At 35.7% G+C, this 26,133-nt stretch carries 26 protein-coding genes, 1 pseudogene and 1 riboswitch; of the genes and pseudogenes, 9 read left to right on the top strand and 18 right to left on the bottom strand.

What is annotated here, in order from left to right; genetic code table 11:
- The first annotated feature begins 272 nt into the window (after positions 1–272).
- From panD to Q0507_RS04505, 3 genes are all read left to right on the top strand, one after another.
- The gene (panD, locus tag Q0507_RS04515) at positions 273–665 is read left to right on the top strand and encodes an aspartate 1-decarboxylase (protein ID WP_298713038.1); all 393 of its coding nucleotides are present in this window, start codon (positions 273–275) and stop codon (positions 663–665) included.
- Positions 666–735: 70 nt separating this feature from the next.
- On the top strand, positions 736–1,578 hold the full coding sequence (panC, locus tag Q0507_RS04510) for a pantoate--beta-alanine ligase (RefSeq protein WP_298713037.1): 843 nt from the start codon (positions 736–738) through the stop codon (positions 1,576–1,578).
- Between the two features lie 11 nt (positions 1,579–1,589).
- Positions 1,590–2,525, top strand: coding sequence for a bile acid:sodium symporter family protein (locus tag Q0507_RS04505; RefSeq protein ID WP_298713035.1), 936 nt, complete (start codon positions 1,590–1,592; stop codon positions 2,523–2,525).
- A gap of 57 nt (positions 2,526–2,582) precedes the next feature.
- Here the strand turns inward: Q0507_RS04505 and lexA are convergent, their stop codons facing one another.
- Positions 2,583–3,254: a transcriptional repressor LexA gene (gene lexA, locus Q0507_RS04500; RefSeq protein ID WP_298713033.1), complete on the bottom strand. Its 672-nt coding sequence runs from the start codon at positions 3,252–3,254 to the stop codon at positions 2,583–2,585.
- 252 nt (positions 3,255–3,506) lie between these two features.
- Between lexA and Q0507_RS04495 the strand changes: the two genes are divergently transcribed.
- Positions 3,507–3,815 (top strand): LysM domain-containing protein, encoded by a 309-nt coding sequence (locus tag Q0507_RS04495; protein ID WP_298713031.1) that lies wholly within the window; start codon positions 3,507–3,509, stop codon positions 3,813–3,815.
- Positions 3,816–3,876: 61 nt separating this feature from the next.
- On the opposite strand, the gene Q0507_RS04490 is transcribed toward Q0507_RS04495, so the two are convergent.
- A complete protein-coding gene (locus tag Q0507_RS04490) occupies positions 3,877–4,887 on the bottom strand; it encodes a site-specific integrase (RefSeq protein WP_298713029.1) in 1,011 nt (336 codons plus the stop codon).
- 106 nt (positions 4,888–4,993) lie between these two features.
- Here Q0507_RS04490 and Q0507_RS04485 point away from each other — a divergent pair, with 106 nt between their 5' ends.
- From Q0507_RS04485 to Q0507_RS04475, 3 genes are all read left to right on the top strand, one after another.
- Positions 4,994–6,340 carry a VanW family protein gene (locus Q0507_RS04485; RefSeq protein ID WP_298713028.1) on the top strand — a complete coding sequence of 449 codons (1,347 nt, stop codon included), beginning with the start codon at positions 4,994–4,996 and terminating at the stop codon, positions 6,338–6,340.
- A gap of 193 nt (positions 6,341–6,533) precedes the next feature.
- Positions 6,534–7,151 (top strand): phosphatase PAP2 family protein, encoded by a 618-nt coding sequence (locus Q0507_RS04480; RefSeq protein ID WP_298713026.1) that lies wholly within the window; start codon positions 6,534–6,536, stop codon positions 7,149–7,151.
- Positions 7,152–7,608: 457 nt separating this feature from the next.
- On the top strand, positions 7,609–7,758 hold the full coding sequence (locus Q0507_RS04475) for a hypothetical protein (protein WP_298713024.1): 150 nt from the start codon (positions 7,609–7,611) through the stop codon (positions 7,756–7,758).
- A 106-nt stretch (positions 7,759–7,864) separates the two neighbouring features.
- Here Q0507_RS04475 and Q0507_RS04470 read toward each other — a convergent pair whose 3' ends face one another.
- From Q0507_RS04470 to Q0507_RS04460, 3 genes are all read right to left on the bottom strand, one after another.
- A complete protein-coding gene (locus tag Q0507_RS04470; RefSeq protein WP_298713022.1) occupies positions 7,865–8,608 on the bottom strand; it encodes a DUF4241 domain-containing protein in 744 nt (247 codons plus the stop codon).
- A 1-nt stretch (position 8,609) separates the two neighbouring features.
- Entirely contained in the window at positions 8,610–9,518 is a 909-nt protein-coding gene (locus Q0507_RS04465; protein ID WP_298713020.1) for an HAD family hydrolase, read from the bottom strand.
- A gap of 141 nt (positions 9,519–9,659) precedes the next feature.
- The gene (locus Q0507_RS04460; RefSeq protein WP_298713018.1) at positions 9,660–10,598 is read right to left on the bottom strand and encodes a DUF1848 domain-containing protein; all 939 of its coding nucleotides are present in this window, start codon (positions 10,596–10,598) and stop codon (positions 9,660–9,662) included.
- 148 nt (positions 10,599–10,746) lie between these two features.
- Between Q0507_RS04460 and Q0507_RS04455 the strand changes: the two genes are divergently transcribed.
- On the top strand, positions 10,747–11,496 hold the full coding sequence (locus Q0507_RS04455; RefSeq protein WP_298713016.1) for a class I SAM-dependent methyltransferase: 750 nt from the start codon (positions 10,747–10,749) through the stop codon (positions 11,494–11,496).
- A 71-nt stretch (positions 11,497–11,567) separates the two neighbouring features.
- Here Q0507_RS04455 and Q0507_RS04450 read toward each other — a convergent pair whose 3' ends face one another.
- The 10 genes from Q0507_RS04450 to ribD form a co-directional block, all read right to left on the bottom strand.
- Positions 11,568–12,221 (bottom strand): hypothetical protein, encoded by a 654-nt coding sequence (locus tag Q0507_RS04450; RefSeq protein WP_298713012.1) that lies wholly within the window; start codon positions 12,219–12,221, stop codon positions 11,568–11,570.
- 90 nt (positions 12,222–12,311) lie between these two features.
- On the bottom strand, positions 12,312–13,601 hold the full coding sequence (locus Q0507_RS04445) for an amidohydrolase (RefSeq protein ID WP_298713009.1): 1,290 nt from the start codon (positions 13,599–13,601) through the stop codon (positions 12,312–12,314).
- A gap of 118 nt (positions 13,602–13,719) precedes the next feature.
- Complete coding sequence (locus Q0507_RS04440; protein WP_060924575.1) at positions 13,720–14,964, bottom strand: adenosylhomocysteinase; 1,245 nt, start codon at positions 14,962–14,964, stop codon at positions 13,720–13,722.
- Positions 14,965–15,061: 97 nt separating this feature from the next.
- The gene (mtnA, locus tag Q0507_RS04435; RefSeq protein WP_298713002.1) at positions 15,062–16,126 is read right to left on the bottom strand and encodes an S-methyl-5-thioribose-1-phosphate isomerase; all 1,065 of its coding nucleotides are present in this window, start codon (positions 16,124–16,126) and stop codon (positions 15,062–15,064) included.
- 42 nt (positions 16,127–16,168) lie between these two features.
- Positions 16,169–16,963: an S-methyl-5'-thioadenosine phosphorylase gene (gene mtnP, locus Q0507_RS04430; protein WP_298712999.1), complete on the bottom strand. Its 795-nt coding sequence runs from the start codon at positions 16,961–16,963 to the stop codon at positions 16,169–16,171.
- A 120-nt stretch (positions 16,964–17,083) separates the two neighbouring features.
- Positions 17,084–17,962 carry an Hsp33 family molecular chaperone HslO gene (gene hslO / locus Q0507_RS04425; protein ID WP_298712996.1) on the bottom strand — a complete coding sequence of 293 codons (879 nt, stop codon included), beginning with the start codon at positions 17,960–17,962 and terminating at the stop codon, positions 17,084–17,086.
- Positions 17,963–18,155: 193 nt separating this feature from the next.
- Entirely contained in the window at positions 18,156–18,617 is a 462-nt protein-coding gene (ribE, locus tag Q0507_RS04420; protein WP_298712993.1) for a 6,7-dimethyl-8-ribityllumazine synthase, read from the bottom strand.
- Positions 18,618–18,694: 77 nt separating this feature from the next.
- Complete coding sequence (locus Q0507_RS04415; protein ID WP_298712991.1) at positions 18,695–19,897, bottom strand: bifunctional 3,4-dihydroxy-2-butanone-4-phosphate synthase/GTP cyclohydrolase II; 1,203 nt, start codon at positions 19,895–19,897, stop codon at positions 18,695–18,697.
- A gap of 18 nt (positions 19,898–19,915) precedes the next feature.
- Positions 19,916–20,572 carry a riboflavin synthase gene (locus tag Q0507_RS04410; protein ID WP_298712988.1) on the bottom strand — a complete coding sequence of 219 codons (657 nt, stop codon included), beginning with the start codon at positions 20,570–20,572 and terminating at the stop codon, positions 19,916–19,918.
- Positions 20,553–21,767 (bottom strand): bifunctional diaminohydroxyphosphoribosylaminopyrimidine deaminase/5-amino-6-(5-phosphoribosylamino)uracil reductase RibD, encoded by a 1,215-nt coding sequence (ribD, locus tag Q0507_RS04405; RefSeq protein WP_298712985.1) that lies wholly within the window; start codon positions 21,765–21,767, stop codon positions 20,553–20,555. The genes Q0507_RS04410 and ribD overlap by 20 nt, the downstream gene beginning before the upstream one ends.
- Positions 21,768–21,833: 66 nt before the next feature.
- Positions 21,834–21,949, bottom strand: a riboswitch (FMN riboswitch).
- 292 nt (positions 21,950–22,241) lie between these two features.
- Between ribD and poxB the strand changes: the two genes are divergently transcribed.
- Entirely contained in the window at positions 22,242–23,984 is a 1,743-nt protein-coding gene (gene poxB / locus Q0507_RS04400; RefSeq protein WP_298712983.1) for a ubiquinone-dependent pyruvate dehydrogenase, read from the top strand.
- Between the two features lie 79 nt (positions 23,985–24,063).
- Here the strand turns inward: poxB and Q0507_RS04395 are convergent, their stop codons facing one another.
- The 3 genes and pseudogenes from Q0507_RS04395 to Q0507_RS04385 all read right to left on the bottom strand — a co-directional run.
- Positions 24,064–24,522: a hypothetical protein gene (locus Q0507_RS04395; protein WP_298712980.1), complete on the bottom strand. Its 459-nt coding sequence runs from the start codon at positions 24,520–24,522 to the stop codon at positions 24,064–24,066.
- Between the two features lie 57 nt (positions 24,523–24,579).
- Positions 24,580–24,897 carry a hypothetical protein gene (locus Q0507_RS04390; RefSeq protein ID WP_298712977.1) on the bottom strand — a complete coding sequence of 106 codons (318 nt, stop codon included), beginning with the start codon at positions 24,895–24,897 and terminating at the stop codon, positions 24,580–24,582.
- Between the two features lie 241 nt (positions 24,898–25,138).
- Positions 25,139–26,133 (bottom strand): annotated as a pseudogene (locus Q0507_RS04385) (PolC-type DNA polymerase III); the annotation flags it as partial.

The following is a 26,133-nucleotide window of genomic DNA, read 5'->3' as shown; positions in this document are numbered from 1 at the left end:
GAAAGACCCTTATAGGGTCAGAGCAAACCACCCGTTTTACGGGTGGTTATGATTTTATACTACAATCTTACTGTTATTTTTGATTATAGTGACATTATTTGTATTATATTAATTGTATTTTAGTGTAAAAATTTATAATTGTGGTATAATTTCTCTGGAGATAGTATTTTTAACTATACTCTAGTCTACTGTTAATTCATGATAAACAGACAAATTGTGAAAGTTCGAACCGACCAAAATGGCGGGTACATTTAAAACACAAGGAGTTTAGCATGATACTAACAATGTTAAAAGGTAAAATTCACAGAGCTACTGTGACACAAGCAGAACTTGATTATGTAGGGAGCATTACAATTGATACAGATTTATTGAATGCATCTGGAATACGAGAATATGAACAAGTTCAAATTGTAAACATTAATAATGGAGCGCGTTTTAGTACATATACTATAGCCGGAGAAGCAGGTAGTGGTGTTATATGCTTAAATGGTGCTGCCGCACGACATGTACAAGTACATGATAAGATAATTATCATGTGTTATGCACAGCTTGATGAACGAGAAGTTGAGAGCCATAATCCTCTCGTTGTATTTGTAGATAACAATAACAAGATAAGTCATATAAAAAACTATGAGAAACATGGTTTATTAGTTGATCAAAAATAATTGTCATTGATCGAATTACAGTAGACTGTATAGGACTATCTTCGTATTTACAATATAACGGAGGAATATAATGGATGTTATAACAACTATCGAAAATGTACGGAATACAGTAAATAGCTGGAGAAAAGAAGGTTACTCAATTGGTTTTGTACCAACTATGGGATTCTTACATGAAGGACATGCTGCATTAATAGATCAAGCTAGAAAATATAACGATAAGGTCATTGTCTCTATATTTGTAAATCCTATTCAATTTGGAGAAAATGAAGACTTAAGTACTTATCCTCGTGATATTAATAGCGATAAAAAGTTATGTGAATCACATGGTGTCGATCTTATTTTTACTCCAAATCCGGAGGAAATGTACCAAGATAAAAAAGCATTTGTAAATATTACGGATTTATCTGATACATTGTGTGGTATTCGCAGACCAATTCACTTTAAAGGCGTTTGCACTGTGGTAGCAAAATTCTTTAATATTATTCAACCAACAAATTCGTATTTTGGTGAAAAAGATGCACAGCAACTAGCCATTATACGTAAAATGGTCTTTGATTTAAATTTTCCTGTTAATATTATTGGCGTTCCCATTGTTCGTGAAGAAGATGGTTTAGCAAAATCTTCTCGTAATACATATTTATCTTGTGAAGAACGGAAAGCCGCTACCATATTGTATAAAGCTATTCAATTGGGAAAACAAACTATACAATATGGGTGTCCTGCTAAATGTATCATTGATACTATGACAGAAACAATACAAACCGAACCACTTGCTAAAATAGATTATATTTCAGTTGTTGATGCTAAGACTATGCAACCTGTACAAGAGGTTACTGCCCCAGTATTAGTGGCTATGGCTATATATATTGGTTCTACACGACTTATCGATAACTTCTCATACGATCCAAAATAAGGAAAGAAGTTATGAATCATTTACTTACACTCAACAACGTTCTTTCCAAATACTTGATTTTTATAATCCTAGGATTTTCATCTATTGCCTATATAGTACCAGAATACTTTACTTGGGCAATCGCTTATACACCATTTTTACTTGGTATAGCCATGTTTGGCATGGGGCTTACTATTAAGTTTGAAAGCTTATGTAGTATCCTTAGGCATCCAAAAGATATTTGTATTGGTGTACTTGCACAATATACAATAATGCCTCTATTAGCTTGGGGAATTTGCCATATATTTACCTTATCACCGGATATTGTTATTGGTGTTATATTAGTAGGTTGTTGTCCTGGTGGAACAGCCAGTAATGTTATAACCTATATTGCCAATGGTGATGTCCCTTTATCTGTAGGAATGACAATTACTTCAACATTAATAGCTCCCATAGTTACACCATTATTAATCCTATATATCGGTGGCGCATGGGTAGATGTTCAAGTACTACCTATGATGATTACTATGGTAAAAGTTATTGTTGTGCCAATCTTATTGGGTGCTGTAATCCAATATGTATGTAAATCACATATTAATACTTTAACTAGTATTAGTCCTATCTTCTCAATGATAGCTATTATACTATTAATAGCAGCCATTATTGCTATCAACAAGGATAAACTATTGATTTCTGGACTTGAAACACTTATTGTTGTTGGTATACATAATATACTAGGTCTACTACTAGGCTTAGGTGTAGGAGCACTGCTTAAATTAAGATATGATAAAACTACAGCGCTAGCAATAGAGGTAGGAATGCAGAATAGTGGTTTAGCCGTAACATTGGCAGCAACAAATTTTGCATTAAATCCATTAGCAACGTTAGTAGGGGCGATTTTTAGTGTATGGCATAATATATCAGGTGCTATTTTTGCTACTCTACGGAGAGAAAATAGTTTACATTAAAAATAAACTTTATACATGTAACAAAAAAACGGCAACAATATGTTGCCGTTCTTTTGTTTATATTCTATCTCGTACAAGACCGATTACGAGGCCCTCAATATGACAATCATCTACAATAATTGGATCAAAATCATCATTTTCAGGCTGCAAACGAATGTGACCATTTTCTTTGTAAAAACGTTTTACTGTAGCTTCATCATCGATACGTGCTACAACTACGTCGCCATTATTAGCTGTATTTTGATGGCGTACGATAAGCATATCACCTTCATACATACCGATATTCATCATAGATTCGCCTTGAACACGAAGTAAGAAACAATCGGAATCACCAGTCAATTGAACTGGCAATGTAAGCGTGGACTCTAAGTTTTCCACCGCAGTAATAGGCATACCTGCTTGTACAGTACCGATAAGAGGTACTTGTTTAAGACCTGCACCTAAAAACTCAAAGTTATCAGAGCTAGACGTTTCATTACCAGCTACTGAGATAGAAGGTTTAATATCTTCTAAAACGGTAATAGCACGATTTTTATTTGGATCACGTTTAATATAGCCAAATTTTTCTAGCGCATTCAAATGAGATTGAACAGTAGAAGTGGAGCTTAGCCCTACATGTGTACAGATTTCACGAACTGTAGGACAACGATATTCATTATGTAATGAATCTTTTATAAAGTCTAATATACGGCGCTGTTTTGTATTAATATCTGTAGCAGGGCGTCTCACGATAAACCTCCAAAGTCAATCTAATGCCAAAATAATGTCAATCTATATACGTAAAAAATACCACATAATGTACTATATAATAAAAATATAAGATATTTACTTAACTTATATACCTATTATAGGCAATTTTAAAAGTTTTTGCAAACATTTGTTCTAAAACACTTGACCGAACATTCGTTCGTGTGCTATTATAAGCATGTAAACAAACAAATGTTCCCAGATATTATGTTCGATGTAAATGTGAGGTATGAGATGAAAAATATATTGATGATGGTAGGAATGTGCTTAACAGTATTATTTGGTTATAATATGTCAAATCCTACAATAGAGGTAAATACACATAATGTACGTGAAGTAAAGGTTCAAGTAGGCGATACAATGTGGGACATTGCAGCACGTACAGCTCATAAAGATATGGATGTTCGTGAAATGGTATATACCATGAAGGAGCTTAACAATATTAGCGATTCTGGTGCTCTTGTACCTGGTACAGTTTTGAAAGTACCAGCAAAGAAATCTGATAGTCCAGTTAGAGCTTTGGACTATGTGGCTCAAAACTAAATATATATGGGTTAATCCCACGCAAAAAGGCAGCTACTCTAATAGAGATAGCTGCCTTTTGTTATCTAAATCGTTTTTTAAAGATCGTTGAAATAGGATTATCTACAAATTTGTTTGCCTCATTAATGTAACGACGAACCATATTAACACTATGATGGCGGGTTTGACGCATGATATTACGCTCCTCAACACCATAAGCGGCTGCAGTCGTTGCAAAGCCATGACGTAAACTATGGGCACCATACATGGCAGGATCAAGACCAATGAGAGAAATATATTTTTTAACTATTTCTGCAATCATCTTATCAGATATAGCTGTCTTTCTTAAAGACATATTTTTTGTAAAACCTCTAAATACAGGTCCTTCAGTAATCCCAGAAGCATGTAACCATTGTTGTAAGGCTCGTACTGCATCTAGAGGAGAGCCAGATAAATGAGGAATCGCTACCACTGCACCTTGACCTTCTTGGTCAGCCTTAGAGGATACTACAAATATTTCAACGCCTTGTGGTGAAAATTGAAGATTTTCTACCGTAATAGCTGCAATTTCACTGCGCCGGAAGGCACCCATAAACCCAATCAAAAGAATAGCTTTATCACGCAATAATTGTAGTTCCGGCATATCTATCTTAGACATACACTCTATAATATCTTCAATATCTTCTAACAAAACTGGTGTTTTCCCTTGTTGGAATGTTCCTTTTAATCGTCTAATACCACGTAAGGCCTGTTTTACAATAGGAGCCATACATGGATTATCTCTTTGGCCAGAAGCATTAAAATTTTCAGATATAGCACTAATACGACGTGAAATTGTATTTGCCTTTGCATAATCTGCTAGATCGTTAATATAATTTACTATTGTTTCTGGTGTAGCTGGAAAATAAGATACCTTTTGATAAGTACACCAATCTACGAAATCGTCCCAATCCGATTCGTAAGCATCAACAGTGTTTTCAGCCTTAGATAACAATATGCTTTGTTTTGCTTTCATAGACAACTTTTTACTATTCATAAGCGCATCGTTATTGCGCAAATAGAAATGTTTTTGTTGTTTCTTAGACTTTGACATAATTCATCCTTACCCATAAAATATCAATATAATTGTACCATAGATTATGTGTTTATATGCTATAATTAGAGAATATAATAACTTATTCGGGAGAGTTTACGAATACATGACGAAGAAATACATATTAGTAGGAACAGTACTTGTTCTTTTGGGTACAAGTGGTTGCTCATACATTCCAACAGAAAATATTTCTTATGGTGTATATTATAATGATACAGATCTATCAAATACACCAAAGAACGAATTACAAGCACGTTTACAAGAGGTGAATGATAAGATACCTCAGACTATATCTATCGATATGGGAAATAATAAAAAACAACAAGCCACATATCATGATTTAGGTATTCAATTCGATACAGAGGCTATGGTAAAAGCTATTTCCACATATGGCTATGAGGATGATATGTGGACAGTATTGTCACATAGATTTAATGGTTTATTTTATGGTCATCATTTTAAACCACAATATAAGTTAGACGAAGTAAAGGGTAAAACATATCTTACTGAGTTAGCCAAAACAATAGAGACACCTAGTCATGATGCATATCTTACTGTTGAAAATGGACAAGTAGTAATACATCCGGCGAAAGAAGGTAAGCGTATTGATATTGATGCCACCCTCAAAAAGCTAAAAGATGATTTACAGACTGGCGATAGTATAAATTCTCTTTCCATGGTATTTACTACGCAGAATACGGTAAAAGTTACTGATACTGATTTAAAACCATTAAATACAGTATTGGCATCCTTCACAACAGAATATGATCCAAGTAATGAAAGCAGAACACATAATATTCAATTAGCTTCTGATAAGATAAATGGAACACTCATTAAGCCCGGTGCACAATTCTCTTTTAACGATGTTGTAGGCGAACGTACTGCAGAAGCTGGCTATGATGATGCCCCTGTTATGATTGATGGCAAATTAGTTTCAGGCATTGGTGGCGGTATTTGTCAAGTAAGTTCTACTATTTTTAATACAGCTTTATTATCTGGAATGAATATTGTTGAACGTACACCTCATTTTGAACCAGTTGGATATATTCAAGCTGGTAGAGATGCTACGGTAGCTTGGGGCTATTTAGACTTTAAGTTTAGAAATCCGTACCAACATTCTATTTATATCTTAAGTGTTATGAATAATGGTACGTTAACTATTTACATTATAGGTACAGCTGAAGATAAACCAAAAAATGTATCTATCTCTGTAGGCGATTATGGTGAGATTCCAAATAAAACAATAACTAAGGTAGATCCATCTTTAAAAGAAAAAGAAATACAAGAGGGCCATGTAGGCTTAAAAATGAATACGTATAGAACCATTACATATGGTAACTGGGTTACTCAAACTGATTTCTTTGAGTCTGTATATGACCCTGTAGATACGATTATTACAATGCCTGCAACACCTGAAGCGCCACCTAAGAAAACAGATAAAAAGAAATCATAACTATAGCTTTTATGAAATATAGCCTAAACTATTGACCATTGTATATAAATAGTTTAGGCTATTATTTGGGCTGTAAATGAGAAATCATTATATACGTAAATAAATTAGTATAGATTAATTATTAAAATAAAAAGCATAATAAGACATTCTCAACAATTATCATTTAGGTAAAAGTAGAATAGAAAAGGAATTTATGGACACAATTTTACAATTTGATCACTCTTTAATCTTCTATGTACATGAACATTTTGTATATAGTTTTTTAACACCAATTATGGCATTTATCTCAAAAATTACAAGCAATGGCGCATTATGGATTATTATAGCATTATTATTAATGCTACAAAAAAAATACCGCGTTTTAGGCGTGGCAATTATTATTGCTTTAGGATTTGTATTTATAATTGGCGACCAAGGTTTAAAACCAAATGTAGCTAGATTAAGACCATTTGTAGATTTTCCAAATGTAACGGTACCGTTGGAATCTGCACTACCAAAAGCTACAAGCTATTCATTCCCATCAGGCCACAGTTTTGGTTCATTCGCATCATCTATGACGATTTACCTAGGCTTAACCCAAATAGCGCCTCAGAAGCGTTATTTAGGGATTTTAGCATTGTTAGGTTCAATAGTAGTAGCATTCTCTAGAGTTTACTTATTTGCACATTATCCAACAGATGTATTAACAGGTTTAGTATTAGGAATCATCGTAGGATTCATTGCTTGGAAGTTAGCAAGAATCGGCTGGAACTGGTGGATTAACCGCCATAATGATGTAGAATACGAACCATACACATTTAAACGTAAATAAGCAAAAAACTATATAACACAAGGGATTGGGCCATTTAGGCCCAATTTTTGACATTAAATTACTTCCGATAATATATCGTTATCGGAAGTAATTTATATTAAAAGAAAAACTAGCCTATATTTCTATAAGCTAGTTTATGTAAGTTACTTCTAAAAATAACCAGATATGCACTCATTATTTATCAAAGACTACAAAGAGCCAATGCTATGGCTAAGCCTAATACAAACTTTTTCATATATCTTTTCATTACACAACACAATAATAATTAATCTTATAGTATCATATTTTAAAATCATAATTAATAAAACCATTTCAAAATTTAAAAATCTTATACATTAAAGCTTTTTTATTTAAACTATTGTATGCATTAGTAATTTTATATTGAATTTTTTAGAATTAGATTGTAAAATAGTAATATAAATTATCTAATTTACTCATACTCTTATGGAGGAATTATATGTGCTGGTGTGATATTGTAAGTAAAGCCAAAATTGGTGGTTTAAAACATTTAGGTAATGGCATGGAGAGTTCTTTAAGATTTCTTGCTGAAATTATTCTTGGTTTAAGTATCATTCGTGTATTAGTAAACTGGATTTTTGGTATTTAAATCTCAAAATATAATACGATCATATTAAAAGGCGCTTAGTTATCTAAGCGCCTTATTTATATATATTAAGTTATATATAATTATTTCCTTAACTATATTAAATACATTATTCATATGCTTCGCTACAATCAATGTATTCCATAATAATTTGGCAGATCTGTCCATCTTTATCAAATGCCCAGTATACTGGATATAAACCATCACCAAAGCCAGATTGAATCATTGGTACGGTTAATTCTGTTTCAGGAATTGTAAAACTAATCCAATCACCTTTAGATCGTTGATACTGAGGATATGCCATCGCATTCAATTGGAATAAATCACTATAGTAATCATCATAGATATTTTTTTCAGGGTAGTTAGTATGCCATTGTTCATAAAACTTGTTATATGTCTCAATAGTTTGTGCATCTACTATTGTAGCTAAACCTGAATCGACTGGAAATCCAATATAGGTATCCCCATCATCTAAATCAGTTAAGTCTTCAGTCCCTTTTAATGCTAATTCGTAGTATACAGGCTCATTACCGCTAAAAACAACTCGACTAGCTACATAACGATATTCATTTGGTTCCATTTCGATAATCTTAGTCTCTAATAGATACGTACCTGGCTCTACAGTTCTAAGATACGTATCAGGCTTACTCGGCAATGAAACTAAAGGATCACAGCATGTAATATGTCCTGTTGGAAAGTTTACCGTCCACATTTGTAATGTATGTAGCGGAAAACCTTTTAACTCTTTACGGTTGAATAAATCATGATATGGTACAGTAGGTTTTAATTTACCTTCAGCCCCCAAACGATTAAAAGTTTGAATCCATTCACTAGTTAATTTAGATTTATCCATGTTACTCCTCAGCTTCGTATTTACAATGAATATATTCGCCTCCTAATACTTCAAAGGCTGCGGTTTTACGTATAATTTGCTTTACTAATGTATCTAGTTTTGAACCATTCGAATAGTCTGCAGATGCATAATAACGTATACGGTGATGTCGCATCATTTTATATACTTTTTCTTTATCCTTTTTAAAAGGATCGTACACACCTATAGAATGACCACCATTAGCATTTACAAGACTCATACAAGGAATATCTGTATCACTATCCCCAATATAAATCATGTTACGGAACGGCACTCGTTGATTTTCAGGCTTGATGTAATCATTAACACCGGTATCGTTAATATCGAGTATCCCTTTTTGAATACGGAATAAAAACTGTGTCTTATTAGTATAGTTAATGGCTTGTGCAGGCCAAACAGCTACACCTTTATCATCAAACATAAATGCACTGGCATAAATTTTGGTGAAAGCCCCTTCTTTTGCCATTTCAGTGCCTTCGATCATCTCTTTTAAGCCAGATGAAATAATGTAATGTTCAATCTTAACGCCTTGTTCTAAGCCATATTCGCGAATACGTTCAAACCAAGTCCGTACCCCTTCGTATAATTCTACTTGATTGCCGTATTCCATGAGCTTATCTTTTGTTACATAGAAATGGCCTACTGCTTCTTGAATCATTTTATACATATAGGCTAAATTATTATCCATATCATGTTTTTTAGCCAACTGATTTGATTCATGCCAAAATTGTTTGATTTGCTCCTCGTTATAACCTACCGATTGAATAAATCCTTGTGCCTGCATATCGTCAGGGGTTAAGGTTTTATCAAAGTCGTAACACATTGCTAACACGGGCATAGATGATTCAGATGATTGTAAACTTTCTTTACTATCACTCTTATACTTTATCATATAATGCACCTCCTTTTTAATTAAACAAAAAACACATTTACACTCTCTTATATTCCTGAGATTCCTTCTTGACAACCCCTTTGGTATCTATTTTACACGATAAGTCAATTCATTTAATTTAGTAATTCCTTGTAATTCTGCTTAAAACAAGCTATCTTGTGTTATAGTTTCCTCTACAATCCAGCTCTTCTCCGTACTTTCTTTGATAATTTCTCTTTTTGAAAGTTTTCCAATAAGTAAGCTAGAATTTGGATCATGATGTAACCGATTATATCGAACTGCCGCTTGATTAGTATTGGCATAACAATATCGACAAAAATGACTACAGCTATCATAAGCCCCAATATCACCATGTAAATAACAATTACATTCTGGTCGTGCTGGCGTACGTTTTGGTGCTTTTAATTTTATATTCCAGGCCCTTTCATAACAATCTAAAGTAAGGCACCCCTCTGTATCAGCACCAATTTCTTTACAGATATGCCCTTCTCCACAGGTTTTGAGAGTCATATGATGAGAACGAGCTATGGATAGAAATTCTTTAATGATCTTATTTTGAACATCTAAACTCGGTCTGTACCCTTCTGGGAAATTTTGAGCCACCTTATCAAATATATCTAAAAAGCTAACAACAACTGTATCTGTATAATCTTTAAGGGACTTGGCCATTATATAAAAGCTTTCAAAATGAAAATCTACTGTATACTCATTGGTTAAAATGATAGGATCATAGCGCCATACCATAGATTGTGGAGTAAGCAGTTTGGATATGTGTTTAAATCCCTCTATAACAGAAGGATAAGGTGGTACATAGGGCTCAATATCAGTTCCATAAGGCGTTATTGTCATATGCCAGTATTGTCTGTAGTCAACAATTTCATTTAGTAGTGGAATAAATGGTAAAGGATTCTTAGTACAAAATGCAATACCATCTACTACCTCGTGATTAATAGGATACCGAGTCACCTGTAGCGGATTATATGGATTACGAACATCCACAAACCCTTCACAAACACGATTGATTAGCCATTGTCCATAAAAAGCAGGAATATCTGTACGTTGTCCAGTCTGTAATATCATAGCCCTGCCCTTTCATTAAAACAAAAACATAGAAGTATTATATCATACCTCATAGTTAGTATTTATGGAGTTAATGTGATTTTTGCTGTATAGTTCATTATTATTTTATGGTACTATACATACTATAGAATATGAGGAGAAGTAAAATATGAACGATATTTTTGAACGTAATCACCCTATGAAGGATGATAAAGAATTTATTACATCCTATTGGATAGATCGGGCTAAAGATTTTGGTGCTTTACGCGCTAAAGAATTGGAAAGCACAAAGCTAAAATTATGGATAGACGAATTAACAAGTCATATATTTGATTCTGAAAGATCTTTACGTATATTGGATATCGGATGTGGAGCCGGTTTTTTCAGTATCATCCTATCCCAACTAGGTCATACAGTACATGGCATTGATATTACGCCCAATATGATAGATGAAGCAAATCAACTAGCAGAGTCCTTAGATTGTGATGTAACCTTCTCCGTAATGGATGCAGAAAATTTAGGCTTTGATACTCATACCTTTGATATCGTTGTAGCTCGTAATGTGACGTGGAACTTACCTCATCCAGATAAAGCCTATGCTGAATGGTTACGTGTCATTCGTCCTGGTGGTTTAATTCTTAATTATGATGCGGAATATGCTCGTAATCACCATGATTTACCACAATCCGTTCATCATGCTCACGAACATGTTAGTAAGGAATTAAAAGAACGATGTCATACCATTTATCATATGCTTGAGATTTCTTCTTATACACGACCAGAATGGGATAAAGAATTACTTACTAAACTGGGTGCTAGCTCTATTACCATTGATCTAACTGTAGGTTCTCGTATTTACAATGAAGAAGACGAATTTTATATTCCTGTACCAATGTTCTTGGTGAAAGCAATTAAATAAATCTACATAGTATATAACACAAAACCCACTCTATGATTATCATGAGTGGGTTTTGTGTTTACTTTTTTAGACTACTTTAAAATAGAGTCATCAAAGCTATAGGTTACTATAAATTTTGTTTTAGGATTTGATGAATTTCCTAAGTCTTCTAAATATTTATTAGAAGCTGTTTGGAGATCTTTTTTGTAAGCATCTGCTAGTTTTTGTAAGTTATTAGTACTACTTACACGTTTAAATGTTTGATCCATAAATTTAATGGTATCCGTTTTAGAATCATAGATAAGTTCTGTATTTGGAGTACCAGTTATGTCCATATGAATTTTATTTACATTAGAACCATCTGCTGTACCAGATACTTGCTTAACACTCATTACCTTTGTGAGTGCTGTCATATACTTCATACGAGCTTCTTTTTTATCACCTACCATTTGAATCGATTCAATGGCAGGTCTCTTATCAGGCATTGTATATTGATAGTTATATGCCGTAATATCTGCAGTATAAATCGTTTTAGCATCATTTTTAGATGTTAAATTCATCGTAAAGATTGGTGTATCAATAGTACTAACTACATTTTGCACTGTGTACCCAGAATAGGCAATCCATTCCCCTTCAGGTCCTTTAAGATGAGAAGATGCATTGCTACTACTACCACAACCTGCCATGGTCAATAAGCCAACCAAAGCAATACAGAAAGAAAAATATTGTAATATTCTTTTTACCATAGTTTAACCTCAGAAATATAAATATGTTATGTAATTAACTGCCAATATTACTCTAATAAAGCATAGAACAAATAAATTTAGATTTAAATATTAATTACTAAAATATGCTTGAGCCTTATTAATCTCTGCCCGTAGTTTTTCTTCATCAATAGTAAGCAATTCTTTATCTTTCATAAGAACTTTTCCGCCAACTATTGTAGTATTTACGTCAGCACTATTAGCAGAGTATACAAGAGCAGCTAAATCATTATAACGAGGCATCCAGTGCATCCCAGAAACGTCATATAACACAATGTCTGCACGATAGCCTTTAGCTAGTACTCCAAGGTCTGTATAGCCCAATGCTTTCGCACCTTCTACTGTCCCCATGTTCCATGCTACTTGAGCGGGAATAGCCTTTGGATCATAAAGACGTGCTTTATGCAATGTAGCTGCAAGGCGTACTTCTTCAAGCATATCAGCATTATTATTAGAAGCGGAACCATCTGTGCCAAGACCAACAGTGATACCTTTGGCAATCATTTCAGGCACTGGCGCAATACCACTGGCTAATTTAAGGTTAGATTGTGGATTATGTGCTACTGATACATTATTTTCTGCCATAATAGCCATATCTTCGTCTGTAACATGAACACAGTGTGCGGCCAATGTAGTATTCCAGAATAGACCTAATTTATGCATATGAGCGATAGGAGTTTTACCTGTAGCTTTTATAACATTCTCCACTTCCCCTTTAGTTTCGGACAAATGCATGTGAATACCACAGTTTAACTCATGAGATAAGGCGATAACCTTTTCCATGTAAGCATCGGGACAAGTATATGGAGCATGTGGTCCAAGCAACACTTTGATGCGGTCATTATCAAAGCCATTCCAAGTGCGGAATAAATCAGCATTTTCAACTAATGCTTGATCTGCTGTTGGAGCTACACCGGCTAAGCCACGTGATAATACAGCGCGAATGCCCGTTTCTTTTACCACCTCAGCTGTAGTATTCATAAAGAAATACATATCGCTAAAAGTTGTGGTACCAGTACGTAACATTTCAGCAATGCCAAGTTGTGTTCCATGACGTACATAATCGTCGTTTAACTTTGCTTCTGTGGGCCAAATAGCTGTTTCAAGCCATTCCATAAGCTCAAGATCATCTGCATAGTTTCTAAAGAGGCCCATCGCAATATGGGTATGTGTATTTATAAGACCTGGCGCAGCCAATTGGCCTTTACCTTCTAACACTTCTTTAGCAGAATCTTTTACTTTTGTAGCTTCACTATCGTTTAAAATAGCTGTAATATAACCATTTTTGATTTCAATGGCATGATTTTTTAGAACACCCTCATCAGTGAGGACGTCTACATGAGTAATCAATAAATCAGACATAGTCTTCCCTCATAGGTATAACCGAGCCATAATAGCTCGGTTATATTAGTTTAATTTGAAAGCTAGTAATAGTTTAGATACAAAATCTTTTCCAAAAACCATTAAATTTCAATACGTATTAGTTTACTTTTGTAAGGTAGTCGATTTGCTCTTGTGTTAAAGAGTCTAAATCATAACCCATGGAGTTCAATTTAAGTTTTGCGATTTCCACATCTAATTCATGAGGCAATACATAAACTTTTGGCTCCATTTCTTTGCCATTTTTCAAGATATGCTCTGCAGCAAGGGCTTGCATAGCAAAGGACAAGTCCATGATTTCTGCAGGGTGACCATCACCAGCTGCAAGGTTAACTAAGCGACCTTCAGCTAATACATATAGTTTACGGCCGTCAGCCATTGTATAGCCTTCGATATTTTGACGAACGCGCTCATGACTTACGGCAAGGTCAGCTAATTCAGCTACGTTTACTTCGCAATCGAAGTGACCTGCATTACACATGATTGCTTTATCTTTCATTACTTCGTAATGTTCTTTTACGATAACATCTTTACAACCTGTTACAGTACAGAAGATATCGCCCACTTTAGCAGCTTCAATCATAGGCAATACTTTAAAGCCATCAAATACAGCCTCAACGGCTTTAATTGGATCTACTTCCGTTACATACACATGGGCACCAAGGCCTTTTGCACGCATAGCGACGCCTTTACCGCACCAGCCATAACCAGCAACGACAACATTTTTACCTGTTACAGTTAAGTTAGTAGTACGCATGATGCCATCCCAAACGGATTGACCAGTACCATAACGGTTATCGAAAAGATATTTACAGTAAGAGTCATTTACAGCAATCATAGGGAACGTTAATTGTTTAGCATTCTCTAATGCGTATAAACGATGTACGCCTGTCGTAGTTTCTTCGCTACCACCGATAAGGCGTTCTTTAGCGTCTTGGCGTGTAGTATGTAACAAGTTTACTAGGTCACCACCATCATCGATGATGATATGCGGTTTGTGATCAAGTGCTTTATGGAGGAAATCAAAATATTCTTCATCTGTACAATCATACCAAGCATATACAGTAATACCCATATCTACAAGGCCGGCGGCAACATCGTCTTGTGTAGACAATGGATTAGAGCCAGTTACGATAACATCAGCACCACCGCGTTTTAAAACCGTTGCAAGATATGCTGTTTTTGCTTCTAAGTGAACACTGACAACAATAGTTTGACCTTTGAAAGTTTGTTCAGCTTCAAAACGATCCCCTAATGTATTTAAGGTAGGCATAAAATTAGAAACCCAATCAATTTTTTTACGGCCTTCTGCTGCTAAGTTAATATCTCGAATTAAGGATTGCATAATAACTCCTTTTACTAATATGAGTAGATATAAAAAAATAAACCTTTAATAGTTAATCCACTTGGATGTATTGATTCTACACCTTTCAGATAATAAATTATTTAGATTCTACAATCTGGCGTAGCTTACCTATAGACTCTTCGTAATTTGGCTTTAAAACACCTTCTTCAGTAATGATTGCAGTCACTAGCTCATGAGGTGTTACATCAAATGCAGGATTTAGTACACCAATACCATTAGGGGCTGTTTGAACACTATGTAAAGATGTTACTTCATAATCATCGCGCATCTCTATAGGAATATCAGTACCATTTTCTAAGGTAAAATCAAATGTGCTATAGGGTGCAGCTACATAGAATGGAATATTATGGAATTTAGCGAGCACAGCTACACCATAGGTACCGATTTTGTTCGCTACATCACCCTTAGTAGTGATGCGGTCTGCACCAACAATAACAGCATCTATGAGACCTTGTTGCATAGCATAAGCAGCCATATTATCTGTTGCTAATGTTACAGGAATACCATCCTCATAAAGTTCAAATGTAGTAAGACGAGCACCTTGTAATAATGGACGTGTTTCATCCGCATATACCCGTTCCAATTGACCATTTTCATGTAGCTTACGGACAACACCAAGAGCTGTACCTAAACCACCTGTAGCTAGTGCACCAGCATTACAATGAGTTAAGATGCAAATATTCTTTTTGCCCTCAAATAATTTGGCCCCTGCTTCGGCCATTCGACGGTTTAAAGATACGTCTTCTTCGTGAATGATAATAGCCTCTTTAGTAATGAGGTCTACTACTTCATTCATTGAGGACATACTTTTAACATTAGCTTTCACAAGAGAAATGACACGATCCACAGCCCATGCCAAATTGATTGCTGTCGGACGCGTTTCCTTTAATGTCTCACTAAAGTCATATAGACTCGTTAATTGCACACTAAATGGATCCTCTTGGCGACCTGCTTCCACAGCAGCTAAGATCAAACCATAGCTAGCTGCTACACCAATAGCTGGAGCCCCACGGACGCGAAGCATCTTAATAGCCTCGGCCACTTGACGCCAATCAGTACAGTGCACATAGGAAATCTCTGTTGGTAATTTAGTTTGATCTAATAGTACTAGCGTATCTTTACGCCATTCAATATTAATCATAGCGTCTCCTTCGATGAACTATTGTTTTCTATGATGAATAGATTATAATTTAAAACCACCATATTCATGCATGCGATTGTGAGCGTCATATCGATCATCTACATCGATTGCATCAATAGCACCTAAGATAAGAGATTTAAGTTGAGCCGCCATGTCAGCCATCATTTCTACTACTTCACCATGAGTCAAAGCAGCTTCGGAAATGCCTGCCGCATAGTTTGTAATCATAGAAATCGTAGAATAAGCCATTTCAGCTTCATTAGCAAGATTTACTTCTGGTACATTCGTCATGCCTACTGTATCACCACCAAGCATGTGGAACATTTTAATTTCCGCAGGAGTTTCAAAACGAGGACCTTCAGTACATACGTAGGTACCACCATTGTGGATGGTAAGACCTTGTTCTGTGCCAACCTTTTGAAGAATATCACGTAATTCAGAGCAGTAAGGATTTGTTACGTCAAGATGTGCTACTGGACGGTCACCACCTTCATAGAATGTAGTGATGCGGTTCTTAGTAAAATCTAAGAATTGATCAGTCAAAACAAAATGACCAGGTTTGAAGTTTTCATTCAAGGAACCTACCGCAGTTGTAGAGATAATAAATGTAACGCCTAATTTTTTTAGCCCCCAAATATTTGCACGATAATTAATTTTATGTGGAGGAATTGTGTGATCTTTGCCGTGACGAGCAACAAAGATTACTGTTTTTCCGTGGTATGTACCTTGTACATAATCTATTTCACCATATGGTGTCATTAAGGATTCTTCATGAATATTTTCAAAGATGGTCGGATCATAAACGCCAGTACCACCAATTACACCGATTGCACTCATTGTGACCTCCTATTATTAATAACTCTTATCTTTTATTTTCTCATAGAATACAAAAACAGGCTATAGGAAAAACCATATAGCCTGTAATTTTTATAAGGGTTATTTTATTTTTAATAATAATTATTGAACTGGACCTTTTGGCTCAAACATATCTTGTAGCTCTTCACGACTGAAATGATATTTTTCATTACAGTAATGACATACTAGTTCTGTCGTCTCGTCTTCAAGGATTGCTTTTTTATCATTTTCACGTAATGTCATAAGAACACTAGCAAAACGATCGCGACCGCAACGACATTGGAAATTAACAGGCTCATTATATACCTCATTAACAGTTAAGCCGTCTAATACGCGTTCCATAAGGCCTTTACCATCTGGATGAGCTTTCAAATATTCTGTTACAGGACCTAGTTCATTAATGTTTTTCTCTACTTGTGCTAATGCAGCATCTGTCGCACCTGGCAAGGCTTGTACGATAAAACCTCCAGCTACAACTGTATGGTAATCAGGATCTACCAATACGCCAAGGCTGATTGTAGAAGGTACTTGCTCAGAAGCATACAAATAGTAAGCCAAATCCTCTGCTACTTCACCGCTTTGAATCGGGCTTGTAGAAGTATAGTCTTGCGCCAATTGTGTAAATCGCGTAACTTGTACTCCCCCATTATGACCTACTGCGGCACCAACGTCGAGTTTACCAGCATGTTTTAATGGTACATCTACATGAGGTTCATCTACATACCCACGAACCGTATTATCTGAAAATGCATCTACGTGCACCACACCTAGTGGACCATCACCCTTAATGCGTAAACTTACGTTTTCATGGTTTTTGAAATCACCAGCTAATAAGATAGCCCCCGTCATAGCACGACCTAAAGCAGCTGTTGCTACAGGCCATAAATCGTGACGCACTCGAGCAGTTTCAACTGTATCGGTTGTTACAGCTAAAGACATACGAACCCCTTCTCGGGTTGTAAAACGTTTTATATAATCCATTCTATCATTCCTTATTTCTACTTATTTTCGATATTACTTTTATATTGCTTATATAGTATATCATGTCAAATATTTAACTTTCAATAATTAAGAATATATGTTCGTCTAATCTGATTTAAATTTAAAAGAACATATTTTCGATGATATAAAAACACCCAGTACCATGAGATACTGAGTGTTATACATACAATTTTTAGATTTGATCGATAAGGTTAACCATTTCGATAGCGCCCATAGCACAATCATAACCTTTATTACCTGCTTTTGTACCAGCACGTTCAATTGCTTGTTCAATATTTTCTGTAGTAACCACACCAAACATAACTGGAATACCAGTTTCTAATGAAACGTGGGCAATACCTTTTGCTACTTCATTACATACATAATCATAATGAGTAGTAGAACCACGGATAACGGCACCTACACAAATGACAGCATCATAACGACCAGATAAGGCAGCTTTTTTAGCAATCAATGGAATTTCATAAGCACCGGGAACCCAAATTACTGTAATGTCCTCTTGTTTAACGTCATGACGCAATAAGCAGTCTTCTGCTCCATCAATTAATTTCGACGTGATGAATTCATTAAAACGAGAACCAATAATAGCAAATTTCTTACCAGAACCTAACAAATTACCTTCTTGAACTACCATTATGATGACCTCCTATATTCCGTACATAGAATTTTCTATGTGTGATAAAAACATTCTAAATTTAAGATGGACCATTATTAGTCTTCTAACATATGACCCATTTTTTCTTCTTTTGTTTTCAAATAGCCTGCATTAAATTTATTTGCTGCAATAATAAGTGGTACACGACTAGTCACATTAATTCCCCAATGTTCTAAGCCATGACGTTTTTCTGGATTGTTAGTTAATAAACGAATACTATTAATACCTAAAAAGCGTATAATTTGTGCCGCCAAAGAATATTCACGCATATCTGCCGGGAACCCTAATTGTTCATTTGCTTCTACCGTATCAAGGCCTTGTTCTTGTAATGCATAGGCTTTAATTTTATTAGTCAGCCCAATACCTCGGCCCTCTTGACGCATGTATACTACAACGCCTTTGCCTTCTTTTTCGATAGCACGTAAAGCATTATCTAATTGTTCGCCGCAGTCACAACGTTTAGAGCCGAACACATCGCCAGTTAAACATTCAGAGTGAATACGTACAAGTACATCACTACAGTTTTGCACATCACCTTTGACGATAGCTAAATGCTCTTTTTTATCTAATTCATTTTTGAATACAAAAATATTGAAATCACCAAATTTAGTAGGTAATTTAGAACAAGCACCAAGATCAACCATGTCTTCATGCTGTTTACGGTATTCAATAAGCTCTGCTACGGAAGTAATTTTCAAATCATGCTCTTTTGCAAACTCCATGAGATCTGGTAGACGTGCCATATCACCATCATCTTTTGTAATCTCACAAATAACAGCTGCCTCTTGTAGACCTGCCAAGCGGCAAAGATCGATAGATGCCTCCGTATGACCTTGTCGTACCAATACGCCTCCCTCTTTATAGACAAGTGGGAACACATGACCTGGACGGCGGAAATCTTGAGGTTTTGCAGTTGGATCTAACAATTTTTGAATTGTATAGGCACGCTCTGCTGGAGAAACGCCTGTTGTAGTATCTACATGGTCAACAGTAACTGTGAAAGCAGTTTCATGGTTATCTGTATTTTTGGCAACCATGGCAGGAATGCCAAGCTTTTCTAAAGCTTCACGACGCATTGGGGTACATACGATACCGCGCGCGTATTTAACCATAAAATTAATATTTTCTTGTGTAACAAACTCAGCTGCAATAATAAGATCGCCTTCGTTTTCACGGCTTTCATCATCAACAATAATAACAGGTTTACCAGCTTTAAGGTCTTCTAAGACCTCTTTAATAGAATGTAATTGTTCGCTCATAGGAACGCTCCTTACTCTTTATATAAATCCGTTCTCTACTAAGAGGGATTGCATAGATTTCTTAGGTTTATCTTCGGTAGGTTCACTACCGAGATTCATAAAATGACGAATGTATCGACCAGCTATATCCGTTTCTAAATTAACTTCCGTACCAATATGGGCAGAGCCTAAAATTGTTTCGCTCAGCGTATGAGGAATGATAGATACGGAAAAACTGCTGTCCGTTCGTCGCATAATTGTGAGGCTAATACCATCGATTGTAATGGAACCCTTATAAATAACGTAATCCATTACCGATTTCGGGGCCTCTACAGTAAAGATAATGGCATTATCCGTTTGTTCGCGATTAATGATGCGGCCCGTCCCATCTACGTGACCTGCCACAATGTGACCACCAAATCTACCGTTGGCGAGCATAGCACGCTCTAAGTTGACAGGTTGATGAACTTTCAAATTTGTAAAAGTAGTCATCTTGATTGACTCAGGCATAACATCAGCTGTAAATACGCCATTACCAATCGTTGTAGCCGTCAAACATACACCATTAACAGCTACGGAGTCACCTATTTTTAAATCACTAAATATTTTATTTCCCCGAATTGTTATGGCTAAGGATTTAGGGCCCTTTTTAATGCTCTCTACACGGCCGATTTCTTCAACGATTCCCGTGAACATAAGTGCCTCTCCTCCCTTGACGATACGCTTCAATACGAATGTTATTATCTAATACTTTAGTCTTGGTAAAAGTTAATTGCGGCGAAGCCTCTAAACTTTCAAAACCTCGGCCACCTACAGCTGGTGTAGCATCGTTACCACCAATAATAGTATTTCCAATATATGTTACGACCTTATCAAAGTTCATCGTTTCCACAAAAGAACTGATAATTGCGGATCCACCTTCAACAAGAATAGATGTGTAACCTAGTTCACCTAGTTTCGTAAGAATATCATCGATAGATAATTTCTTAATATCAATCACAATGTCAGTACTCTTACTTTTACGAGTAGAAATAGATTCTACTACGGTAACAATGGCACCTACGTTTTCTAAAGCCTGAATTCGCTCTTTTGGACAACCTTTAGATACAAAGATATGCACCTTACGATTTTCTACGTCAAAAACCTGACTGTTAGTTGGCGTTCTACCTAGACTATCCAATATGATTACATCTGGCTGATGAACTGGAATAGGTGCCTTTAGGACAGCTGTATCCAATACAGCCTCACATAGTTCGGTATCATTGAGACGACAATTTAACTGTGGATTATCTGCTAAAATTGTACCAATCCCAACGAGCATGGCATCATGAGTGGCACGCAACACATGTCCATCGCGACGAGAGGACTCATTTGTAATCCATTGAGATTGTCCAGTAAATGTAGCAATTTTTCCATCTAAAGACATGGCACTCTTAATAGTTACAAAAGGCTTACCCGTTTGAATATACGTAAAGAAATGCTCATTTAGTTCAGCACATTCCTCACTACATACGGGGCAAATAACCTCTATACCAGCTTCACGGAGTAAATCCATGCCCTTTCCAGATACTAGTGGATTAGGATCTGTACTACCTACTACGACTTTAGCTATGCCAGCCTCGATAATACGCAGTACACAAGGTGGGGTTTTACCATAATGGGAGCATGGCTCTAATGTTACATATAAAGTAGCACCTTTAGCATTATTACCAGCTTGATTTAAGGCATGCACCTCAGCATGAGCTGTACCCGCTTTATGATGATAACCTTCACCAATTATTATATTGTCTTTTACCACTACAGCACCAACCAAAGGATTTGGTGAAGTGTGACCTGTGGCTAATTTTGCCAGTTCAATGGCGCGTTTCATATATGCTACGTGATCCACCATATCACCTCAATAAAAAAAGGACTATATATAGTCCTTGGGTAATCATAAATACGCACAACAAATGTGCCTCGTCTTTTCTCATCCAGACTCTACTGTCGGTATCGGAATTGCACCGATTCATACCTAAAAGGTTCGCGGACTTTACCGCCGGTAAGGAATTTCACCTATCCCCAAAGACTTATCTATTTTGTTTATGAATTAATAGTAACACTTTTATTAATGTTATGCAAGAATAAGAGTTTTGTATTGAGAAAGAATATTAAGTAGTTGATATAAAAGAAAATTTTTATAATTATAGGTCTTGATTTTAATAAATAAATATTAATCAATCATAGCATTATAAACATATATAAACTATGTATACATCAATTAGTAACTTTTATCACATAATTACACTGAAAATAGGTCTAATATAATATATATGGTTTTGATAACTATACTCAATTAATATTTTTATTAAATATAGGTGATAATATGGCAAAAAAACGAATTTCTGATGTACTTATAGAAGTCTTAGCCAATGCGGGCATCGAACGCATTTACGGTATCACTGGCGATAGTTTAAATTCTGTAAATGATAGTTTACGCCGCAATGGTAAAATTTCCTTCGAACATGTACGACACGAAGAAACAGCAGCTTTTGCTGCCGGTGCAGAAGCCTCGATAACCGGTAAACTAACAGTTTGTGCTGGTAGCTCTGGACCAGGCAACCTACATTTAATTAACGGTCTTTTTGATTGTCATCGCAATCGTGTTCCAGTATTGGCTATTGCTTCTCATATTCCACAATCCGAAGTTGGCTTGAGTTATTTCCAAGAAACACATCCGGAAAATTTATTTAAAGAATGTTCTTGCTTCTGTGAACTCGTATCACACCCAAAACAAATGCCTGAAATTCTTTTCCGTGCTATGAACGCTGCCGTGGGTAATCAAGACGTCGCTGTTATCGTCCTTCCTGGAGATGTAGCAGTTATGGAAATGGAAATTGAAGAATTGCCAGTATGGCATCACCCTCGCTTACCTCATATTGTGCCACAACGCGATGATATTGAAGAAATAGCAGCTCATTTAGAAACAGGTAAACGTATTACCCTATTCTGTGGTGCAGGTTGTGAAGGTGCTCACGATGAAGTCGTAGAATTAGCAAAACGCTTACAAGCACCTGTCGTTCATGCTTTCAGAGGTAAAGAATGGGTTGAATGGGATAATCCATATGACGTAGGAATGACAGGTTTATTAGGATATACATCAGGCTACCGTGCTATTGAACAATGCGATACACTGGTAATGCTTGGTACAGACTTCCCATATCGTCCGTTCTACCCTGAAAATGCAAAAGTTATCCAAGTAGATAGAGATCCAAGCGCATTAGGACGGCGTGTTCCCCTTACTCAAGGTATCATTGGTACTGTGAAAGATACATTAAAAGAATTATTACCCCTTGTTGGTCAACGTGATGATACTGAATTTATCGACACAGTACGTAAAGCATATACTAAATTTAGAGGTGATTTAGATAGTTATGCCGTTGCCGAGCCAGATGGTGTAGCAATTCACCCTCAATACTTTGTTAATCGTTTGAATAAGTTAGCAAGTGAAGATGCTATCTTTACCTTTGATGTAGGTACTCCTGTAATTTGGACGGCTCGTCATCTAAAAACCAATGGTAAACGTCGTATTTTAGGCTCCTTTAACCATGGCTCCATGGCTAATGCTATGATGCATGCCATCGGTGCTCAAAATGCTTGTCCAAATCGTCAAGTTATCTCTCTATCCGGTGATGGTGGCTTCACTATGATGATGGGCGAAATGCTAACATTAAAACAATTAAATCTACCAATTAAAATCTTCGTATTTAATAACGAAGAACTTAGTTTCATTGCTATGGAAATGAAAGCTTCTGGCTACTTAGACTATGCTACAGATTTTGTAAATCCAGACTTTGGAAAACTAGCAGAAGCTGCTGGTATTAAAGGGGTTAGCATTCAAAACTCTAGCGAAGTGGATGAAAAAATTATGGAAGCCCTTAACCATAATGGCCCAGTAATCGTCAACGTTCGCGTGGACAAACAAGAACTTGCTATGCCACCTAAAATCGCTTACCAACAAGCGAAAGGGTTTAGCAAATATTTGATCAATGCAATCCTTGATGGCCGCGGTACAGAACTTAAAGAAATGGCCAAAACAAACTGGATGAAATATAAATCTCTGTACTAAAATCTGTCAAACTAAATAAACTGCAAAACTTTCAAAAAAGGGTGTCATCAAATGATGACACCTCTTTTTTTGATTAATTTTAATCATATGCTGTTATAAAACCTTCAGTCCATTCCCTTAAATTAAGAGTGATAGTGTCTATTCCTAAAGACTCTATACCATATACTTTAAATAGATCCCAGGTTTTATACCATTCTATTGCTTTCTCTGCATATTTTAAAGTACTAAATAAACCTATGTATCCTGAACATGTATAATAATCATCTATATCATAATCATACCAAACACCATAAACTTTATTGTTTATTATTTCATAACTAACTTCATTACCTATATGAGCACAATCATTTAAATAGTGAGTTGTTATAGAAAAAGAATTATCATTTAAATCAGAAAATCCAATTAATTTTTTAGACTCAGCTAATGTCGATTCAGCCAATGAAATATCCGTAAAAAATCCCAAACCAAAATACTCTGTATAAGGTAACATTTCATTTCTTTTATAGTGTGCTAAAGCTTCATATATAGGAACTCTCATAATTAACCAACTCGCTGTAATATAAAAAATAATATAAATATGACATTTTAATTATTTCTATCTATAATAATCGTCCTCGTAATCGTCTTTATATCGTAATCGATCGACCTCTGACGGAGATAATACATTCCCCTCTTCATCAACATATTCTCGGAATTCATTAAAGTATACGCCTGGAACATCTGATTCTTCCAAATATAGAATAGCTTCCTCATCAAAGTGAACATATTCTACATAATCAAGTTCGTTATGCAAAGTAGGTTCTAATTTAGAAATTTTATTATTTTCTTCTACATTTATATTTGATTTAATAGCATTCGTACTGTTAGTATCTGATGCTTTTATACCTAACAACCTTAATAGACTACTTAGCATCTCCCAACACTCCCTTAACTACAAAACTCGATTTGAATAATAGCAAATATCACCAACATTATACGACTATATATGTCAAATTTACTAATAACCTAAGTTAGTTAAAAAGGCCTATTAAATACAAAACAATACAACATAATTTATTATTAATTTAATTGTAGCAAAATATATAAAAATAAGCACTATATTCCTCTTTAGGTGTATAGTGCTTACTTTGTATGTAGTAATTTTTTGTATTAAATTATGCCCCAAAGAGTGACATTTGTTCATCTTCAGGTAGTTCACCACAGCATTTGAGGTCTTTCATAAGATCAATGATGGTATTTGATACTTTACAACGGCGTTGTAAGTCTTTTAGAGATGTAAATGGACGTTCAACTCTTTCCTCGACGATAGCATCAGCCACTGTTTCACCAAGTGAATCAATAGCTAAGAATGGTGGCAATAAAGCTCCATCCTTAATGCTAAAGCGTCTAGCTTCAGAATGTTGAATATCTACATTAATAAAACGATAGCCCCGTTGATACATTTCCATAGATACTTCCAAGGCACTCATAAGATCCTTGTCTTTAGGGCTGGCAGCACGATCAAGAGCCTTGATACGGTTAAACTCGGTCAATTGTGTTTTAAGGTCTCCTGTCATAATTCGTAAGTCGAAAGCCTTTGCGCGAATGGAGAAATATGCTGCATAGAATGCCAATGGATGGTATACCTTGAACCATGCAATACGAAAGGCCATCATTACATAGGCTACCGCATGGGCTCTTGGGAATAAATAGGAAATCTTTTTACAAGACTCAATAAACCATTCAGGAATATTATTTTCGCGCATTTCTGCTTCAAATTCCGTTGTAGCTTGACCTTGTTTATTTCGTTTTTCAATCCCCTTCCCTTTACGTACGTTTTCCATAACGAAGAAGCTGTGCTTTCTATCCATACCACGATGGATTAAGAAATTCATTACGTCGTCACGGGTAGAAATAGCTTCGTTCAACTTACAAGTTCCATTTTTAATAAGGTCTTGCGCATTATCGAGCCATACATTCGTACCATGAGAGAAACCAGAGATACGTACTAAGTCAGAGAAGGTTTGCGGACGAGAGTCTTCCAACATGCCCCGTACAAACTTCGTACCACATTCTGGTACGGCCAAGCTGGCTACCTGGTCACCTTGCAATTGTTCAGGTGTTAAACCAATCCCCTCTGTAGAGGAAAACAAGCTCAATGTCTTTGGAT

It is taken from the genome of uncultured Veillonella sp. (assembly GCF_938010505.1).
Classification (GTDB): Bacteria; Bacillota; Negativicutes; order Veillonellales; family Veillonellaceae; genus Veillonella.
The sequence above is the reverse complement of the archived record's forward strand: the minus strand, read 5'-3'. Positions and strand labels throughout refer to the sequence as shown.

Bases quoted from the DNA above. Each gene is read 5' to 3' on its own strand.
- panD (WP_298713038.1), top strand. From the start codon at position 273: ATGATACTAACAATGTTAAAAGGTAAAATTCACAGAGCTACTGTGACA.
- panC (WP_298713037.1), top strand. From the start codon at position 736: ATGGATGTTATAACAACTATCGAAAATGTACGGAATACAGTAAATAGC.
- Q0507_RS04505 (WP_298713035.1), top strand. From the start codon at position 1,590: ATGAATCATTTACTTACACTCAACAACGTTCTTTCCAAATACTTGATT.
- Q0507_RS04495 (WP_298713031.1), top strand. From the start codon at position 3,507: ATGAAAAATATATTGATGATGGTAGGAATGTGCTTAACAGTATTATTT.
- Q0507_RS04490 (WP_298713029.1), bottom strand. From the start codon at position 4,887: ATGTCAAAGTCTAAGAAACAACAAAAACATTTCTATTTGCGCAATAAC.
- Q0507_RS04485 (WP_298713028.1), top strand. From the start codon at position 4,994: ATGACGAAGAAATACATATTAGTAGGAACAGTACTTGTTCTTTTGGGT.
- Q0507_RS04480 (WP_298713026.1), top strand. From the start codon at position 6,534: ATGGACACAATTTTACAATTTGATCACTCTTTAATCTTCTATGTACAT.
- Q0507_RS04475 (WP_298713024.1), top strand. From the start codon at position 7,609: ATGTGCTGGTGTGATATTGTAAGTAAAGCCAAAATTGGTGGTTTAAAA.
- Q0507_RS04470 (WP_298713022.1), bottom strand. From the start codon at position 8,608: ATGGATAAATCTAAATTAACTAGTGAATGGATTCAAACTTTTAATCGT.
- Q0507_RS04465 (WP_298713020.1), bottom strand. From the start codon at position 9,518: ATGATAAAGTATAAGAGTGATAGTAAAGAAAGTTTACAATCATCTGAA.
- Q0507_RS04460 (WP_298713018.1), bottom strand. From the start codon at position 10,598: ATGATATTACAGACTGGACAACGTACAGATATTCCTGCTTTTTATGGA.
- Q0507_RS04455 (WP_298713016.1), top strand. From the start codon at position 10,747: ATGAACGATATTTTTGAACGTAATCACCCTATGAAGGATGATAAAGAA.
- Q0507_RS04450 (WP_298713012.1), bottom strand. From the start codon at position 12,221: ATGGTAAAAAGAATATTACAATATTTTTCTTTCTGTATTGCTTTGGTT.
- Q0507_RS04445 (WP_298713009.1), bottom strand. From the start codon at position 13,601: ATGTCTGATTTATTGATTACTCATGTAGACGTCCTCACTGATGAGGGT.
- Q0507_RS04440 (WP_060924575.1), bottom strand. From the start codon at position 14,964: ATGCAATCCTTAATTCGAGATATTAACTTAGCAGCAGAAGGCCGTAAA.
- mtnA (WP_298713002.1), bottom strand. From the start codon at position 16,126: ATGATTAATATTGAATGGCGTAAAGATACGCTAGTACTATTAGATCAA.
- mtnP (WP_298712999.1), bottom strand. From the start codon at position 16,963: ATGAGTGCAATCGGTGTAATTGGTGGTACTGGCGTTTATGATCCGACC.
- hslO (WP_298712996.1), bottom strand. From the start codon at position 17,962: ATGGATTATATAAAACGTTTTACAACCCGAGAAGGGGTTCGTATGTCT.
- ribE (WP_298712993.1), bottom strand. From the start codon at position 18,617: ATGGTAGTTCAAGAAGGTAATTTGTTAGGTTCTGGTAAGAAATTTGCT.
- Q0507_RS04415 (WP_298712991.1), bottom strand. From the start codon at position 19,897: ATGAGCGAACAATTACATTCTATTAAAGAGGTCTTAGAAGACCTTAAA.
- Q0507_RS04410 (WP_298712988.1), bottom strand. From the start codon at position 20,572: ATGTTCACGGGAATCGTTGAAGAAATCGGCCGTGTAGAGAGCATTAAA.
- ribD (WP_298712985.1), bottom strand. From the start codon at position 21,767: ATGGTGGATCACGTAGCATATATGAAACGCGCCATTGAACTGGCAAAA.
- poxB (WP_298712983.1), top strand. From the start codon at position 22,242: ATGGCAAAAAAACGAATTTCTGATGTACTTATAGAAGTCTTAGCCAAT.
- Q0507_RS04395 (WP_298712980.1), bottom strand. From the start codon at position 24,522: ATGAGAGTTCCTATATATGAAGCTTTAGCACACTATAAAAGAAATGAA.
- Q0507_RS04390 (WP_298712977.1), bottom strand. From the start codon at position 24,897: ATGCTAAGTAGTCTATTAAGGTTGTTAGGTATAAAAGCATCAGATACT.